11 protein-coding genes and 1 pseudogene are annotated in these 15943 nt (G+C 47.0%); 3 read left to right on the forward strand and 9 right to left on the reverse strand.

What is annotated here, in order from left to right; translation table 11 throughout:
- The first annotated feature begins 54 nt into the window (after window positions 1-54).
- Complete coding sequence (locus ABIO93_RS26405; protein WP_348073004.1) at window positions 55-1044, forward strand: FAD:protein FMN transferase; 990 nt, start codon at window positions 55-57, stop codon at window positions 1042-1044.
- On the opposite strand, the gene ABIO93_RS26410 is transcribed toward ABIO93_RS26405, so the two are convergent.
- The 4 genes from ABIO93_RS26410 to ABIO93_RS26425 form a co-directional block, all read right to left on the reverse strand.
- Window positions 1038-3233, reverse strand: a complete 2196-nt coding sequence (locus ABIO93_RS26410) for a PepSY domain-containing protein (RefSeq protein WP_348073005.1) — start codon at window positions 3231-3233, stop codon at window positions 1038-1040. The two genes, ABIO93_RS26405 and ABIO93_RS26410, sit on opposite strands and share 7 nt — an antisense overlap.
- A 15-nt stretch (window positions 3234-3248) precedes the next feature.
- On the reverse strand, window positions 3249-3743 hold the full coding sequence (locus ABIO93_RS26415) for a DUF2271 domain-containing protein (protein WP_348073006.1): 495 nt from the start codon (window positions 3741-3743) through the stop codon (window positions 3249-3251).
- Window positions 3744-3748: 5 nt separating this feature from the next.
- Complete coding sequence (locus ABIO93_RS26420) at window positions 3749-5221, reverse strand: ankyrin repeat domain-containing protein (RefSeq protein ID WP_348073007.1); 1473 nt, start codon at window positions 5219-5221, stop codon at window positions 3749-3751.
- A gap of 289 nt (window positions 5222-5510) precedes the next feature.
- Entirely contained in the window at window positions 5511-5855 is a 345-nt protein-coding gene (locus ABIO93_RS26425; RefSeq protein WP_348073008.1) for a cupin domain-containing protein, read from the reverse strand.
- Window positions 5856-6048: 193 nt separating this feature from the next.
- Between ABIO93_RS26425 and ABIO93_RS26430 the strand changes: the two genes are divergently transcribed.
- Window positions 6049-6249 carry a hypothetical protein gene (locus ABIO93_RS26430; RefSeq protein WP_348073009.1) on the forward strand — a complete coding sequence of 67 codons (201 nt, stop codon included), beginning with the start codon at window positions 6049-6051 and terminating at the stop codon, window positions 6247-6249.
- Window positions 6250-6640: 391 nt separating this feature from the next.
- Window positions 6641-7300 (forward strand): annotated as a pseudogene (locus tag ABIO93_RS26435) (aldo/keto reductase); the annotation flags it as partial.
- Between the two features lie 38 nt (window positions 7301-7338).
- Here the strand turns inward: ABIO93_RS26435 and ABIO93_RS26440 are convergent.
- From ABIO93_RS26440 to ABIO93_RS26460, 5 genes are all read right to left on the reverse strand, one after another.
- Window positions 7339-8367 (reverse strand): sulfotransferase, encoded by a 1029-nt coding sequence (locus tag ABIO93_RS26440; RefSeq protein WP_348073010.1) that lies wholly within the window; start codon window positions 8365-8367, stop codon window positions 7339-7341.
- Between the two features lie 3 nt (window positions 8368-8370).
- Window positions 8371-9549, reverse strand: coding sequence for a chromate efflux transporter (gene chrA / locus ABIO93_RS26445; RefSeq protein ID WP_348073011.1), 1179 nt, complete (start codon window positions 9547-9549; stop codon window positions 8371-8373).
- A 3-nt stretch (window positions 9550-9552) separates the two neighbouring features.
- Window positions 9553-10953 carry an aryl-sulfate sulfotransferase gene (locus ABIO93_RS26450; RefSeq protein WP_348073012.1) on the reverse strand — a complete coding sequence of 467 codons (1401 nt, stop codon included), beginning with the start codon at window positions 10951-10953 and terminating at the stop codon, window positions 9553-9555.
- A 96-nt stretch (window positions 10954-11049) separates the two neighbouring features.
- Entirely contained in the window at window positions 11050-12579 is a 1530-nt protein-coding gene (locus ABIO93_RS26455) for a RagB/SusD family nutrient uptake outer membrane protein (protein ID WP_348073013.1), read from the reverse strand.
- 10 nt (window positions 12580-12589) lie between these two features.
- The gene (locus ABIO93_RS26460; protein ID WP_348073014.1) at window positions 12590-15604 is read right to left on the reverse strand and encodes a TonB-dependent receptor; all 3015 of its coding nucleotides are present in this window, start codon (window positions 15602-15604) and stop codon (window positions 12590-12592) included.
- Window positions 15605-15943: the final 339 nt, after the last annotated feature.

Raw genomic sequence — 15943 nt, forward strand, 5'->3', positions numbered from 1 at the left:
GCATTCCAGCCGGGGGAGAATCATCTCTTCCGGCTTTTTTGTTAGATTGAACCAATGAAAAAACATCTTACGCTCGTACTCTTTTTCTCCTGCCTGGTATCGCATGCTCAGGTGCTTCGGAAACGGACTACCATGCTCATGGGCGGGCGTTTCGACATTACGATCGTGGCGAAAGATTCGGCTGAGGCGGAAATGAACATTGATGCGGTCATTGCTGAAATTACCCGGATCGAGGATCTGATATCGGACTGGAAACCTGCTTCCCAGGTTTCGCAGGTGAATGCAAATGCTGGTATCCGGCCGATTCAAGTCAGTAGGGAGGTTTTTGAACTCACTGAAAGAGCGCTTGAACTTTCGAAATTAACCCATGGTGCTTTCGATATCAGCTTTGCGGCGATGGATCGAATCTGGAAATTTGACGGTTCCATGACCGCTATGCCGACGGCTGATGCTATTCAAAAATCTGTCGAAAAAGTAGGTTACCGGAACATTATTTTGGATAAAGAACGATCTACTATTTTCTTGAAAATGAAGGGAATGAAGATCGGTTTTGGAGCATTGGGCGAAGGCTATGCTGCGGATGAATGTCGTGATATGATGTTAAAAAGAGGCATTAAGGCGGGTATCGTCAATGGTTCGGGCGACATGAGTACCTGGGGGAAGCAACCTGATGGTAGCGACTGGATAATTGGTATCAATGATCCGAATCGTCAGGGGGAGCTTTTTGCAGTGGTACCACTTCGCCAGGGTGCCGTGGTCACTTCGGGGAGCTATGAAAAATTCGTCACTTTTAATGGCAAACGTTATTCGCACATTATCAATCCTGCAACCGGGTATCCCGCGACCGGGCTGACGAGTGTGACCGTTTTTGGCCCTAGCGCTGAAAAAGCCAATGGTTTCAGCACTTCTTTAATGGTACTAGGCAAACAAGCCGGGCTGAAACTGATCAATCAATTTCCGGATTTCAGCTGCGTGATGATCACGGACGATGGCAAAGTCCTCACCTCCCAAAACTTCGACATTTCTCAGTATCAGCCTCAATAACAATCCATTAACACCTGACTATGCGACTGGTAGTAACTTACGCTTTTGCCGAGATGGGTTTGACAAATGTCTTCCAGTAATGCTACCACATTCTTTTGCATGGCTAGTGAGCCGCAAAGCATGATCACGCCATTATTTTTCAGCGTATCCGCCACAAAAGCTGCATCTTTCGCCAGCAAGTCTTTCACATATTGCTTTTCACCCTCTCGTGAGTAAGCTACGTGCAGGCTACCTAATTTTTTGTCTTCCAGGTTTTTTTCAATTGCTATTTTATAAAGCGCGAATGATGCCTGATCCCTGAATCCGCAGTACAAACGGCAGCTTGCATTCGCAGCCTGCTCATCGATCATGCCAAGAAATGGCGCAATGCCCGTTCCATTGGAAATCATCAGCACCGACGTTGCTTTTGGAGGGAAATGAAAATGATCATTGCTGACTATGCGGGCACTGATCACGCGCCCCGCAGTAAGACGCGACAAATAATCCGAGCCCAGGCCCTGTTCGTGCAGTTTAACACTCAGCTGAATGTCCTTTCCAACCTTACCAATAGAATAAAGCCGCTCACGGTGATCATTGGCCGGATAAATTGCCAGCAGGTCACCAGAAGTGAATTTTGCGCGACGTTTGGGTCTCAGGCGGATCAAAAATGACTCTCCTGCCGCGGAAACCACTGTTTTGTGAACAACGGTCAACTCTTGCGGCGTCTCGTGACGGGTGGTGAGCAAGCTGGGTGAAATGTTCAGCGCCACGGCTGCCCGCTGCGACCAGCTGGCGGCCCATTGACTGAATTCGTCCGGGGATTTGTCATTAACCGTATGTATTTCCAAGGTGGGAACGGCCCATTGCTGCCTGGCAAACAGGTTATCCACTTCAAAAGCGTATTTGCAAAAATCAGGATAGCCGTGCGAACCGAAGCCTACCACAGAAAAACGGACGGGATTGGGTTGTGGATGTTTCTCCAAATTCGTCGCGAAATGAGCTGCATTGGTAGGCGGATTGCCGAGGCCGTAAGTGGCTGCCATTACAATGATGTTCGATGCTTTGGGGAACACCTTATAGTTGTTCAGCTCGGTAACATAAGCCGATTTCCCTCCCGCGATCAGTTGCTGGTGGATCGCGTTGGCAAAACCAAACGTACTACCATTTTCCGAACCGACCAGAATGATAAACTCGCTTTCATCGGCTGTATACCTGTTTTTGACCCGGTTTGCCCTGCGCTTGAATGTCATGGCGAAACCTGAGTAGATGAAAAAGAGAATGTTACCGGAAGCAATTGCCAGTATAATGGCCCAGATGCCATGGGTTCGGCCGGTATGTAAGTCCAGGCTGAGTTCGGTAAGCAATGCTGCCGTCGGGTACTTCACTTCGGTCAGAATGTCGCCGGTAATCTGGTTAACCGTCACTTCCCGATCGCTGAGTTTGAGCGTATAGTAGTCTTCGGGATCTTCGGAAAATGGAAACTCTACAGACTGTACGTCTGAAAGGTTTATATTTTTGAAAACAGCAAAATCGGCAGCGCTGCTGACCGGCTCGGCCTTGATAGCATCAAAGTCTACTTCGGAAGATACTTTGGGTGTTTCAATGAATCCGAAACGGGCCAGAGAGAGGTAAGTACCACTTAATGCAATGATGAAAATAGGGATCAACGATAGCCGTCCCAGTACCACGTGGTAGTATTGCGAAAAGTTTTCCCTGACAATGCGGGTGAAAAATCGCTTCAAACCCCGCTGCCGCTGAATGATCAGCATCGTCCCGGAAACGGTGATCAGTAGTAGTAAAAATGAGGTTAGCCCTATAAAAAACCGGCCTGTTTCATGAATAAAAAGAGAACGATGCAATGCCGTCACCCATTCAAAAAACTCACTTTTGGGTGTCGGGTACCCCAGTATTTTACCGGTTTGTGGATCAATGTAGCCTACCAGTTTTTTGCCGTCGGCGTCACTTCCTTTTATTTGTACAAACTGATTTTTGTCAACAGTCAGCTCACTGATTTCAGGGTATTGCTTTCTCAATGCGGGAAGCGTTTGAGCCAGTGTGGTTTCTTTAAAATTGTCGGTGCGGTAGGGTAGGATCTTCTCGGATAATGGCTGAAAGGACAGCACTATACCGGTTACGGAAGCCAGCGTAAGTAATAGAAAAGAAGATACAGCCAACGCCAGGTGGCTGTATCTCCATATCGAAATGGTCATAAAGTACTGAACACATTAATTGGCGCTGAACCGGACGTAGCGGATGTATCCGGTACCTTCGCTTTTTGCGGAAAGCGCTTCCGTTGTCAATGGTATTTCCAGGTCTTTTACATTGTAATCCTTGTCTTCCACAGCGCTTTCGAAACGGATCTTATAGCCCGCATTGATTTTTGCATTGTCAATTTCAAACACATTCACGCTACGGTCGCCTCCTGTAACCGATGCTCCTGTGATAGCGCTGATGTTGGCCGGTTTTTTGGATTGAAACTTGTGCCACTCTTTAATGCTGTTATACCACTTTTTATCAGGGCCGAGCACGTACAGTGTTTTTTCATAAGCACCTTTACTATTCATGAGAGAAATGACGATGTAAGCACCTTCGCCCATGTAATTAGTCATCTGGATCATGCATTTGTATTTGCTGGTGCCGGTGGTTTGCGCGAATGTGGTGGTCGGTCGGGCGAATGTCAGCGCCACGATCACCAGCGCTGTTTTAAGTAAGTCGGACATGAAAATTATTTCAGGAAATTAACAGTTACATTGTTTTTGGACAGCGTTTCATTTTCGCCGGCCAGGTCAAAAGCAGTTTCTTGGAAGTTGGTCTGGATTTCTTTTTTAGCACCTATCGAGACCAGATATTTGAGCAAAGTGTCGTCCTTTGACACCATTGCCGCCTTGTGTAACGCCGTGATACCTTCGCTGTTTTTGGCATTGACATCAATCTGGTAGGTTTCCAGTTTCCTAACCAGCGAAAGATCATTTTTCGCGACCGCTACGTGGTACAAGGTGTTACCATTTTTGGCTTGTCCGGATACTTTAAATCCTTTTTCCAAAAGAACGCTCACTTTTTCGTCGAACTCATTGGCTCGCTGTGCATTGTAAGATTGCGCGAGGTAGAAAGCCAGATTATCACCATTTTTGTCCGTCGTGTTCATGTCGGCTCCTTGGCCGATCAGGTAACCGATCACTTCCGGCGAATTACTGCGGACTGCGAATGCCAATGCGCTCACTGCTTTGGAGTTACCCTGATTGATATCTTTCACTTTCGGAAGCAAAATGTCCAATGTTGCCGTCTCACGATTGCTGGCTGCCGCATTCATGAATACCGTGTTTCCGTTCTCATCTGCCTGATTTACATCAACACCTTTGCTCAGAAAATACTGGATAATGTCTGCCTGCTTTGGCTTCCGGACGATTGCATGCAATGCGTTTTCGCCATTTTTACCAACCACAGTCGGTTTCAGTTTCAGGCTTTCCAGGTATTGATATACTTCAATAGGATTGGCCCCGGCGCGTGATCCTTGTGCAGCCATTAAAATTGCACTGGAGTTTGCAGGTACTCCTTTTTCCAAAAGCGTTTTCAAAACGTCGACCTTTCCGGCGCGGGCTGAATAGCTAAATGCATTGTTGCCGGCAGCATCCGTACTTTTCAGGTCAAGACCTTTTGACACGAAATAATTGGTCAGCGCAAGGTCTTTATCATTGGCGATAGCGATCAGCAGAGCATTTGCGCCATCGTTATTAAGGTCTTTTTTAAGATCAGCCCCATGTGCCAGACAGATATCATACACTTTGGTATTCTGCTGACCGCCGCCCGCCGCAAAATTGATCGGCGTAGCACCGTGGCCGTCTACGAAATTTCCTTTAGATCCTTTCGCAACCAGGTATTCCATCAGTTCGATATTGCCTTTCATCGCAGCCCAATGCAGGTAAATACGACCGTCGTGTGTTGCCTTATCCACCGTGTTGCCCGGCTGTGTCAACAGGTATTCAACCGTCGCATTAGGTGCTGCGGCATTGATCGCCAGAACTACGGGATCGAACATATTATTGTTAAACTGAGAAGGATTAGCGCCTTTTTCAATTTCTGCTTTGACTGCATTCACATCCGGGGAAGTTTTCCAGAATGCCTGGTCCAAAAGTACATTCCGCTGTGCCATTGCGGCAAAGGAAAATAATGTACAAAAGGCGATAAGAAGTTTTTTCATAACAAACACAAATGATTAGATGCTGGGTTACCTGCTGCTTTTTCCCTGTTTTACCAAGTTAGGTGCGCAAAGTTAAATGATAATCAGTCTAAATAATATTATTTGTGAAATTTTGAATTCGTGCAGTCGCCAATGCTGGCGATACTGTGCGTTAAGAGTTTGCTTTTCGGATTACTCCCAAGCTCTTCGAGCAGCATTTTGATGTTTCCGATGACCAGCATGGATCGTCGCGATGTAAGAAATGGCCGCTGTTGGTGCGGTAAATGAGTGCGCCGGGTTTTATGATATTTTAATCCTTAACAGTGATTGTCTCCAACCCAACATGCTCGAAAGTAATGTTGACCGAGCGTCCGTGTTTCGGGCGGGTTCTATGGATTACATTTTTGGGAATGCTAAATAGCTGTCCCCCATGGAGTTCGATCGTTTCGTTTTCAAGATCGATCAGCAATGTACCTTCAATTACCAGAAATGTTTCATCCGAATTCGGATGATAATGCCAGTAAAAATCCTCCGTCATCACACTGGCCCGGATGACGTGATCATTGATGAAAGCTACGGGGAAATTGGAATAGGGCTTGGCCGTATTTGTAGTCTCTTTTTTCAGATCGATGACAGTTAATGGTGTATATTTCATGGCTTTGTTTTGATAAATTCAGTAATGTGTTATTTTTGTTCAATCAAATGGCTCCGTTGCCGTTGATACAGATACTCTTCGATCCTGGATAATTGCAACTTTTCTAAAAACTTCAAAGAAGAAACTCACTGCTGGTAACTATGTTAATGTTGTCTGGTAAGTAAGCATATCTGTAACGATAAACCCAGTTAAAATGGAAGCAATTGATATTTTTTCCACACTTGTCATATTATTAGCAGGAGCCTTTGCTTCTGGGAGTATTATCAAGTTTATTTATAACATTGTAACTGATAAAGGTATTACAGTTACCAATGTTAAGACCGGGAAATCTGCTACGATTACCCGCAGGTACAACAAAAGCCAGGTTCAAAGGCTTAACGAGGTTCTGAGTTAATTAGTTGGAATTGTCAGATCAGCCGGCTCCCTTAAAAAGGCAAGCGGCAAAGGTAACTGGCATCTCAGTTGTTATTTCGAGCCTAGCAAACAAAATAAAAGATCCGGTTGTAAAAGATTGGATACTGATAGCCAGCCCATTTATTGGTTTTATTTTAAACGCCGCATACAACTTCGGGAATGCACACATCAAATTCTATTATTGGAGATGGGTTACTAATCAGAATATAAACGATTTGAGAAAAAGGCAGGAAGAGCGGACTTGTCTTACATTGGAAAACAGAGAGATTGAAAAAGAAATCAGGGCGTTAAATAGAGACATACGAAAGAAAAGAACAGACTTGATTGTGAAATTGTAGAAGGCTGCCGGAATTATCGGTGGCCTTTTTTTGGTAAAACGTTTAAAAATAGACGTTATCGACCTTTTTTACCAGCATCGTGTCGATAATAATGTGCCTATCGAAGACGTAGCGGGAGCCGTGAAGGACTTGATCCAGGAGGGAAAAGTGAAGCATTTCGGCTTATCCGAAGCTGGGGCGCAGACGATTCGCCGGGCGCATGCGGTACAGCCGGTAGCTGCGTTGCAGAGCGAATATTCACTTTGGCATAGGAAACCTGAACTGGAAATTATACCGACACTGGAAGAATTGGGGATCGGTTTTGTTCCATTCAGCCCGCTGGGTAAAGGTTTTTTAACCGGCAAGATCGATGAAAATACGCAGTTCGATAAAACCGATTTCCGCAACACGGTACCACGTTTTAATGCCGAAAACAGAAAGGCAAACCAGGCAATGGTGGATCTGCTGAGCAACATTGCAGCGCAAAAGAATGCTACGCCCGCGCAAATTGCACTGGCCTGGTTACTGGCGCAAAAATCATGGATTGTGCCCATTCCGGGAACAACCAAGCTACACCGGTTGGAAGAGAATTTGGGGGCGGCAAATATTGAACTAACACCCGAAGATTTAACGCAGATCGAAAATGCGGCTGCTGAAATTGAGATCGTAGGAGCGAGATATACAGAGGCCGGAGAAAAAATGACTGGCCGCTAGGCTACCTGATAATCATTGATTTCCAGAAATATCCTGCCTCAGATTGCAGCGTTCGCAAGTACAGGCATTTGTGACTTGATCTTTTTTAATAACTCCTCCTGACCACGTCTTTTTTCAAGGTCTTCCGGGCGGAGTTTTTTTCTGAATTCGGCTTTTAAATTGTCATTAGTTGCTGAAAATGCAGCGATCTCCTCATTGGAAAAAGAATCGTTTTTATTCGTTTCAAATTGAAGTTGATAGCCCAATTTCTGCAATGTATCACCGGCTACTCGTTCAAAGATCCGGATATCTTCTTCACTCAATTCCTTCAAAAACTTGTTATGGTTATCAGCCAGCACAGGTTTTACGACATTCTGCCACATTAATCCCGAATTAGCCGTTTCCCTCGATTCATCGGATTCGTGATAGGACATTGCTGCTTCTGAATAAGCGACGCCGAGAAAGTTACAGAGCCTTTTCAGCTCTTCCTGCGGATTTTGGAGCAAGTCTTCATATCGCAGCCTGATCACGCGGTCACTACCCAACTTTTCGTACAGATCAATCGAGGCGTCCTGTTCCTGCTTCCATTGTCGTGCAATGTGGTATATGTGTTTTTCTCCGACAATAGCTTTTTTGAATGAAAGCGCCACATCCCGGCCATCCCGAAATAGGTGAACGTATAGGGGTTTAGGGTTGTACTTTTCAAGATCGTCGGCAAAGCGAATGTTGGCCATGCTTTTGCACATCCACACATGGGCGCCTTCACTTTCCGCTTTCAGTTCATATACTACCCGTGTAATGTCAGGTAAAGTCGCGTTCTCGCAACGCGCTAGTATCGCCTGCCGGTCCAGTACCACGCCTGTCCAGGGAACCGGATTGGTTTCCACCAGCGTACAGACATCTTCGATCAAAGTTTGAAAATTGGAAACAGTGTTCAGGTCGCCGTAAGCTGGTAGCAATGGCATCAATCTTTCCAGGATATGCGGCGGATGTGGGGCCGATACGCCTTTCAACTGGTTGAGCATCAGCCTGAGCAGGTTAGAGCCGGAACGCTGCGTCCCGATCATTTGGACGGGGGTGAAAGTCATGGGTTATAGTGTTAAAATTCCAATGATACCGGCCACGGGAATGACATAAACCGGGTCAATTTTGAAACGCATGATCGCGAGTAGTGCCAATGCGAAAATTGTAACGGTAAAAATCGACAGGCCATTGTTCCATAAAATCGTGAAAGCCGCCGAGGCGATCATTCCGATAATAGCGGGTCGCAAACCTTTGAAAATTGCCGTAACGAGCGTCGAGCTGCTGATTTTGTTGAAAAATTTAGTGCAAAAAACCGTTAGTACTGCCGTTGGAAAGAAAATAGAAATGGTCGCATTGAGCGCGCCCCAGAAACCGGCCAGCTTGTACCCGATAAATGTCGCACTCACGAATATGGGCCCAGGCGTGATCTGCCCCATTGCGACAGCATCCACAAATTCTTTGTCCGAAAGCCATTTCATCCCGTCGACCACGATTTTTTGCATCGTAGGTATGATCACATAACCGCCCCCAAACTGGCTAAGGCTCATTCCTGAGAAGGTCAGCAGGATGGTTTTGTGCAAGTGCAGTGCAGGGTTTTGATTGATAAAAACTAAAAGTAACACCAGCGCTATAATTGGTATTACAATCCAGTACTGCTTTTGAGGAGTTTTGATTTTCGATTCCTTTTCCGCTAATATCGGCGCGGCTGACGCTTTGTAGTAAAATAAGTAACCGAATGCTCCGCTACCAACCAGAATGGTCAGCGTGGTCATGTAAGATTTTGAGAAAAATATCAATATCGCCGAGGCTATGGCAATGATAATCTGCGGGATATCTTTAATGCTCTTTTCACCCAGATTGACAGCCACACTAATAATGATCGCCGCCACTGCCGGGAGAATGCCGGAGAAGAAATGGCTCATCGCGGGAATGTTACCATATAGAAAATACAAATGCGCAAGCATTAGCATGAGTATAAATGAAGGCAATAACACCGCTACCACGCTTACGAATGCGCCCGCCCAGCCGCCCAGCCTGTACCCGACAAACGATACCACATTCACAGCCATCGGCCCAGGCAGTACGGAAGCCAGCGAAATGCCTTCCATGAGCACATTGCTTTCGAGGTTGCCGTCCTTCTCGACCACCTTCTTCTGGATCATGGAAATGAGCGCCATAAATCCGCCCCACGACGTCGCACCGATCCTCAGGAATGTCAGGAAAAGATAGGTGAGACTGGGTTTCATCGGCTATTTGTTAACAAGATAAGGCGCTACCAGGCTGCCCGGAATGAACTCGGCGCGATACGGCATGATCCTGCTTTTGAGCATCCATAAAAACCGCCCTTCCGGGTTGGTCAGTACGATTGTGTTGGTTTTGGAACTGCAATGCAGGATGGCGTCGCTGGTGACCAGGTACGCGCTGCCCATTCTGGCGGTGTAAACTTCTTTGGGTAAAATAATCTGTCGGGTGACGGTGGCAGTTTTGTTCTTTTCGTCCAGTTTGAATGTCAATGTGCGCGTTTGTTCGCGACTGGTACCATTGTCGAACAGCATCAGGTCGCCTTCTGCATTTTTATGTACCGCATGCCCCTGGTCGAAAATGCCTTTCTGCGGGATCGCAAAGTCACCGTTCTTCCCAAATTTCCAGAGTACCTGACCCGTTTTGGCGTCGATTTTCCAGACTTGTCCATTGTTATAAAATGAGACGAGATAATTGCCGTCGGTATCAAAATTGACACTATTGGCGTGCATCCAGTCTTTCTTTTCCTGCATGATCTTCGGATCTTTCAGCGGATCGAGCATATCAAAAACCGACCAGCTCCATACTTTTTTACCTTTTCGGTCGAGAACGATGATACCGTCACTTTTGACAGTGTCTTTCGCAGTTCCGCCTACGCTGGTAAGGTCCATGATCTTCGTCTGCACGCTCAATGTTACGACTTCACTTTTGGGGTTCAGGATAATTTCGTGGTGTATGGTCTCTTTGAAATCACCTTCGCCTTTTTTAAGATGCAGCAGCGTGTCGCCTGTCAGGGATACTTCGAGGATTTCGTTTCCGTAGCTAGTCGGATATTCTTCCGTTCCGAGAATGGACAAAATGGTTTTATTGCGTGTAAAATGTGTGGTTTTAAATCCGGTACCATTCACCTGATGATACCAGCGGATCTCGCCTTTTGAATCCAGCATAAAAATAATCCCCGGCGTTTCCCGGCGGGCGATCAGTACGAAACCGTCCTTGAATGTCTGTGGTACCAATGCTGAATCCGGCGCGATCACGCGGAAGAAATCCTGAATCCAGACCGGATAACCTGGTGTTTTAAAATCGTATACTTTGCTGCTGGTCTCCTTCCCGCCGTCGGATGAAATGATCTGATAGCGGTATTGCGAGGTGGGGCGGAGATTGGTGAGTACCAGCGGATGTTCTGTTCCTTCCGGAGAACTGGGAGTCGTGTATTTGTTAAGCGAATCGCTTTTTGACCAATAATGGATACGCAGACTGTTTTGACGAGTCGTTTTTACATCAATTCTTACTTTCAATGAATTTCGCCCCGGCGCACTCAGGCTGATCGTCTCAATCCCCGAGCCGCCACAGCCAATGAGGAACATTCCTGCTATTAAGATTAGGAAGGGGAGTGGAATGCATTTCATAAATGTGGGGGCGTAGGTATGCGTAAATATAGTAAAGCTTCGCGTGTAGTTTAAGTTGGGCGTAGTCTCAGACTACGCCCAACTTAAGGCCCACCGCTACTGCCTATCGCTGTTACTTAAATTAGGGTTTAGGTCTACTTGTGCTTGTGGGTATGGGAAATATCTGTGTTTATTGATATCAATCCGTGCGGGCTGTCCGATGGCAGTCAGGTAGGTATTGACCATTGACTGGTATTTGCCCATTCGGATCAGGTCTTCGCGGCGTTTGCATTCGAAGAAAAACTCCCAGCCACGTTCCGTCAGGATCTGATCGCGCAAGCCGTCTTTGGTGAATGTTCCTGCGGCACCCAGCAATGTTGCTTTTGAACGTGCTTTAACCTGGTTGATCAGCTGAATGCTTTCTGCATTAGGTCCATTCAATTCGTTCAATGCTTCGGCGCGGCACATCAGGATGTCGGCGTAGCGGATGATCGGGAACACGTGTCCGTCCAGGTAAGTGGTTGATCCTTTGGGGTCGGCGTATTTTTTGGAAGCTACATCAGGCAGATAGTAGAAGCCTGCGGGAGGGTTTATCACTCCGGCAGGAGGCTGCACGTAACGCAGGCCGTCGGTGCCAACGTAGTCGTAAAAGAACATTTCGCGACGTTCGTCATTTTTTTCAAATGTATTCCAAAACCGCCACGGAATACCAAAATACTGCCATCTGTCGGTCACTTCTGTATTGTTGAGCGGGCCGAAGTGGTTCATCATTTCGGTCGCATCCAGCAGGTTGTTGGACAATGCGCTGAAAATATTCTCGGAGCACCATTTGTTGCTTTCCGCGAAAAGCTGCGAATAGGAAGGATACAGGGCATATTGCTTCAAATCCATGATCTGCTGCGTGATATCCGCTACTTTCTGCCATTGTTTTTCACGCATGTACAATTTGCAGAGCAACGCCAATGCTGATCCTTTGGTAGCTCTTCCTACGTCATTGGTTTTGTATACCGTGCTGCTGGTGTAGTTCAATGGCAGGTTCGCCGCTGCATATTCCAGGTCGCTGATGATCTTGGCATTGATCTGAGAGATTTCCGTAACCGGTACCCTCGCCTCGTATGCCGGGCTTTGGATATTTTTAGCCACAGAATCTTCCGTCATCAATGGCACCGCTCCAAATGCATTGGTTAAGTCATAATACCCCAGCGAACGCAGGAATTTGAGCTCGCCCAGAAACTGCGCCTGTTCTTTTTCGGTCAGTGCCTCGATTTTTGGAATGTAATATAAGGCATTGTTCACATCGGAAACCAGCTTGTACTGATGCTGCCAGGCGTAAGCAAGATAGGTGTTGCTAGGTCCCCAGTTTGCGTTCGACATGAGCCCAACATCTCCACCGGACGAGGCGTGACCAACATCGGTAGTAAGATCGGTAATAGTCACCTGGAAACCAGCATAGTACATCCAGGAATCGTTGCTTCCGCTGGGTTGTTTCAGGCGGGAGTAGGCTGCGTTTACGGCCGCAATGGCGTCATCTTTCGACTGAAAAGCATTCGCGTCGGTCAGGATGCTGTATACTTTCGGTTCGATCAGGCTTTCGCAGGAAACCGTAAGGCACAACATCAGCAGTGATAGGATCGATATATATTTCATTATCAAGATATTAGAAGTTAACTTTTAGGCCAAGGGTATAGGAACGGTACGATGGGAATGCAGTGTAATCCAGACCAGACGCCAGGTTGATGCTGCTCGCGGAGGTGCCGCCATTAGCAGCTTTGGTATTCACCTCGGGATCGGTACCGGTGTAGCCTGTGATCGTAAACAGGTTCTGTACGGTTCCGTAAAGCCTTACATTCACTTTGCTTTTTGGTCCAAAGGGCAGGTTATAACCCAATGTGATCATTTTGCAGCGCAGGTAAGATGCATCTTCCACGAAGCGGGAATTGATATAACCACCGAAAGAAGTAGTCGCATAACCATCACGTGGAATATCCGTGTTCTCATTGGTTGGAGTCCAGCGGTTCAATGCGGAGGTGCCGTAACCTGATTCCAGGATCAATGCATTGGCATTATATAAGCTGTAATCCAATGCGCCTTGCAGGAATATGTTCAGGTCAAAATTCTTGTAGCGGAACTCATTACCGATACCATAAGTGTAATGCGGATTAGCATTGCCCAGGTAGGCGCGGTCGTTTGCATTGATCGTTCCGTCCCCGTTTACGTCTGCATATTTAGGGCTGCCCGCAGGTGCACCTTTCTGTGGCGTGTAAGTTTCACCCGTTTTGATCACGCCGTCATACACATATCCGAAGAAGCTGCTGAGCTCGCGCCCCGGTTCCAGTTTGGTGAAATCCACCGCGCGTCCGCCGTAAGGGTTTGCCGTAGTAGTAATAATGTACGGACGACCACCCAGATCCATCACTTTCTGCTTGTTATAAGCAATATTGAAAGCCGTTTTCCACCTGAAATTTCCTTTGGAAACATTCTGGGTATTGATCGAAAGTTCGAGACCATTGTTCTGGATCGCACCTGCATTCACGATCTGGCTGCTGAAACCCTGCCAGTCACCAATCGGAATGTTCATCAGCAGGTCATTGGTTTTCTTGTGGTAGTAATCAAATGTGGCCGAAATACGCCCGCTCGCGAAAGCCAAATCCACACCAATATCCAGCTGTCCTGTGCTTTCCCATTTCAAATCCGGGTTGGGCAATCTGGTCGCAGCCACACCGCCGTAAGAGTTATCGCCGTCGAGTGTGAGGTTTACGGGCGAGAATGTGGTCATGTAGGCGTAGTCTCCAATGCGGTCGTTACCGGTAACCCCGTAACTGGCGCGTACTTTCAGGTCGGAAAACAGGTTCAGGTTTTTTACAAATTCTTCATCACCAACGCGCCATGCCAGCGATCCAGACGGGAAATAGCCGTAGCGGTTGTTTTCTCCAAAGCGGGAAGAGCCATCGCGACGGATCGTGAATGTTGCCAGGTATTTGTCTTTGAAACCATAATTGATACGACCGTAAGCCGAAGCGATTTTCGTATTTATTTTATTGCTGGTAGACGTTACACGTTCAGTACCAGCGCCCAGGTTGTTATAAAGGAATACATCCGAACTGAAATTTTGTACAGCCGTAAAATGATCTTCCGTCTTATCATCCTGCGTCGAAACCCCGGCAATCGCATTGATCGAATGCTGGCCGAATGTTTTGATGTAGGTAAAATAACCCTCCACCAGATTACGCGTCGATGCATTGTCCTGTACCGTCGCACGGCCTTTCACTTTTTCACCGTCCACCAGGTCTCGGGGCAGGTAAGTGCCTTCTTTGAAACCATTGTACTCTGTTCCTGCATTCACTTTGAATGTAAGATCATCGGTGATCTGGTACTCGGCGAATGCATTGATGTTGATTTTGTTTCCAAAACGGTCATTGGTAGGGGCTAGCAACCAGGCAAGCGGGTTGTCGCGGCCCTGGAACCTTGCATACGAACCGTCTGCATTGTAGGAAGGCACAGCCGGCGACGCCGAAAGAATTCCGTACATCACATTGGAAGGCACTATGGAGCCGTCGTAATTTTTGAAAAGAGAGAATGTATGAGCGCCGTACACGTTGGCACCCACTTTGAAACGCTTGCTGAACTGCTTGTCTGCATTCAAGCGAACGGAATACCGGTCATAATCGGTGTTTTTTAATGCTCCATCCTGGGAGAAATAGTTAAGCGAAAGTGCCACGCGGGTATCTTCATTGCCACCACTGGCCGTCAGACTGTAACTCTGTACGCTTGCATTACGCGTCGCCAGCTTGAACCAATCGTTGTTAATACCGCTTTTTAGGTCTGTCGGGGTATAAGTAGGGGGCAGGCCTCTTTCGGCATTTTTAGCATTGGTAATGTCCATAGCCTGCAAGCCCGTCATTTTCTCGTAGCTGCTCGATACTTTCTGAACACCGTAATAGCTATCGAAAACCACGGTTGGTTTACCAGCCTTGCCACGCTTGGTAGTAATGATAACGACCCCGTTTGCGCCTCTCGCACCGTAAATGGCGGTGGCGGAAGCATCTTTCAGGATCTGGATATCTTCAATGTCGTTAGGGTTAATGTCTTTTCCGGTTTCGGAAGGAAAGCCGTCGACTACATACAATGGCTCGTTGGTGGATGAAATCGAATTTCCGCCACGTATACGCACCACCGTAGAGCCTCCCGGCGCGGAGTTAGATTGGCTTACCTGCACACCCGCGGCTCTTCCCTGAAATGCCTGCGCCACGTTGGAAGTCGCGCCGCCGAGGTTCAGATCTCCGCTGGAAACGGAGCTTACTGCGCCGGTCAGGTCCTTTTTCTTCTGGGTACCGTAACCCACCACCACCAGCTGATCCAATGTCTTGGAATCCTCTTCCAGTGTAAAATCGAATTGCGTTCTGTTACCAACTGTCATTTCAGCCGTTTTGTAGCCGATAAACGAAACCCGCAGCACAGACTGGCTGCCAGGAACATTCAGTGAAAACTTTCCTTCCACATCGGTGATCACGCCGGAGGTGGTACCTACCAGCGACACATTGGCCCCGGGGATTTCTGCCCCTTTGGCGTCGGTCACTTTTCCTGACACACGGACTTCACCCGATTGAGCGAAACCGTTTCTGGTGGCCAGCAGTGAGACGAAAATAAAAAAGAATAAAAGTTTGTACTTCATTGAAACGTGGGTTTGGGGTTGACACAAAAATTCTTTCCGGAAGAAACCAGCCGCGCTCAGCGACCTTCTTCCAAATGCATTGATTTCAACTATTTTACGGGTATAAACAAATGTAAAAACAAAATGTGTGCGCACACACTATCAGAATAAAAATTCCTGCGATTTATCCATTCAAAAGAAAATTTTACTGGAACACGGAAGTGAAATACATAATTTTACTTTTTAAGGCTTTTCGAATACGATTAGTAAGCATCCTTTGCCTTTTACCACATGATTGGCTGTCCATTATAAAAAGGGGTTTGTAGCAGGTTCATGTTGATGGCCACAAACGTACCAAAT

Source organism: Dyadobacter sp., assembly GCF_039919315.1.
Lineage (GTDB): Bacteria > Bacteroidota > Bacteroidia > Cytophagales > Spirosomataceae > Dyadobacter.

What these genes read in the sequence shown, in the direction of transcription:
- ABIO93_RS26430 (WP_348073009.1), top strand. Translation starts at nt 6,049, where the DNA reads ATGGAAGCAATTGATATTTTTTCCACACTTGTCATATTATTAGCAGGA.
- ABIO93_RS26415 (WP_348073006.1), bottom strand. Translation starts at nt 3,743, where the DNA reads ATGTCCGACTTACTTAAAACAGCGCTGGTGATCGTGGCGCTGACATTC.
- chrA (WP_348073011.1), bottom strand. Translation starts at nt 9,549, where the DNA reads ATGAAACCCAGTCTCACCTATCTTTTCCTGACATTCCTGAGGATCGGT.
- ABIO93_RS26460 (WP_348073014.1), bottom strand. Translation starts at nt 15,604, where the DNA reads ATGAAGTACAAACTTTTATTCTTTTTTATTTTCGTCTCACTGCTGGCC.
- ABIO93_RS26440 (WP_348073010.1), bottom strand. Translation starts at nt 8,367, where the DNA reads ATGACTTTCACCCCCGTCCAAATGATCGGGACGCAGCGTTCCGGCTCT.
- ABIO93_RS26450 (WP_348073012.1), bottom strand. Translation starts at nt 10,953, where the DNA reads ATGAAATGCATTCCACTCCCCTTCCTAATCTTAATAGCAGGAATGTTC.
- ABIO93_RS26425 (WP_348073008.1), bottom strand. Translation starts at nt 5,855, where the DNA reads ATGAAATATACACCATTAACTGTCATCGATCTGAAAAAAGAGACTACA.
- ABIO93_RS26455 (WP_348073013.1), bottom strand. Translation starts at nt 12,579, where the DNA reads ATGAAATATATATCGATCCTATCACTGCTGATGTTGTGCCTTACGGTT.
- ABIO93_RS26405 (WP_348073004.1), top strand. Translation starts at nt 55, where the DNA reads ATGAAAAAACATCTTACGCTCGTACTCTTTTTCTCCTGCCTGGTATCG.
- ABIO93_RS26420 (WP_348073007.1), bottom strand. Translation starts at nt 5,221, where the DNA reads ATGAAAAAACTTCTTATCGCCTTTTGTACATTATTTTCCTTTGCCGCA.
- ABIO93_RS26410 (WP_348073005.1), bottom strand. Translation starts at nt 3,233, where the DNA reads ATGACCATTTCGATATGGAGATACAGCCACCTGGCGTTGGCTGTATCT.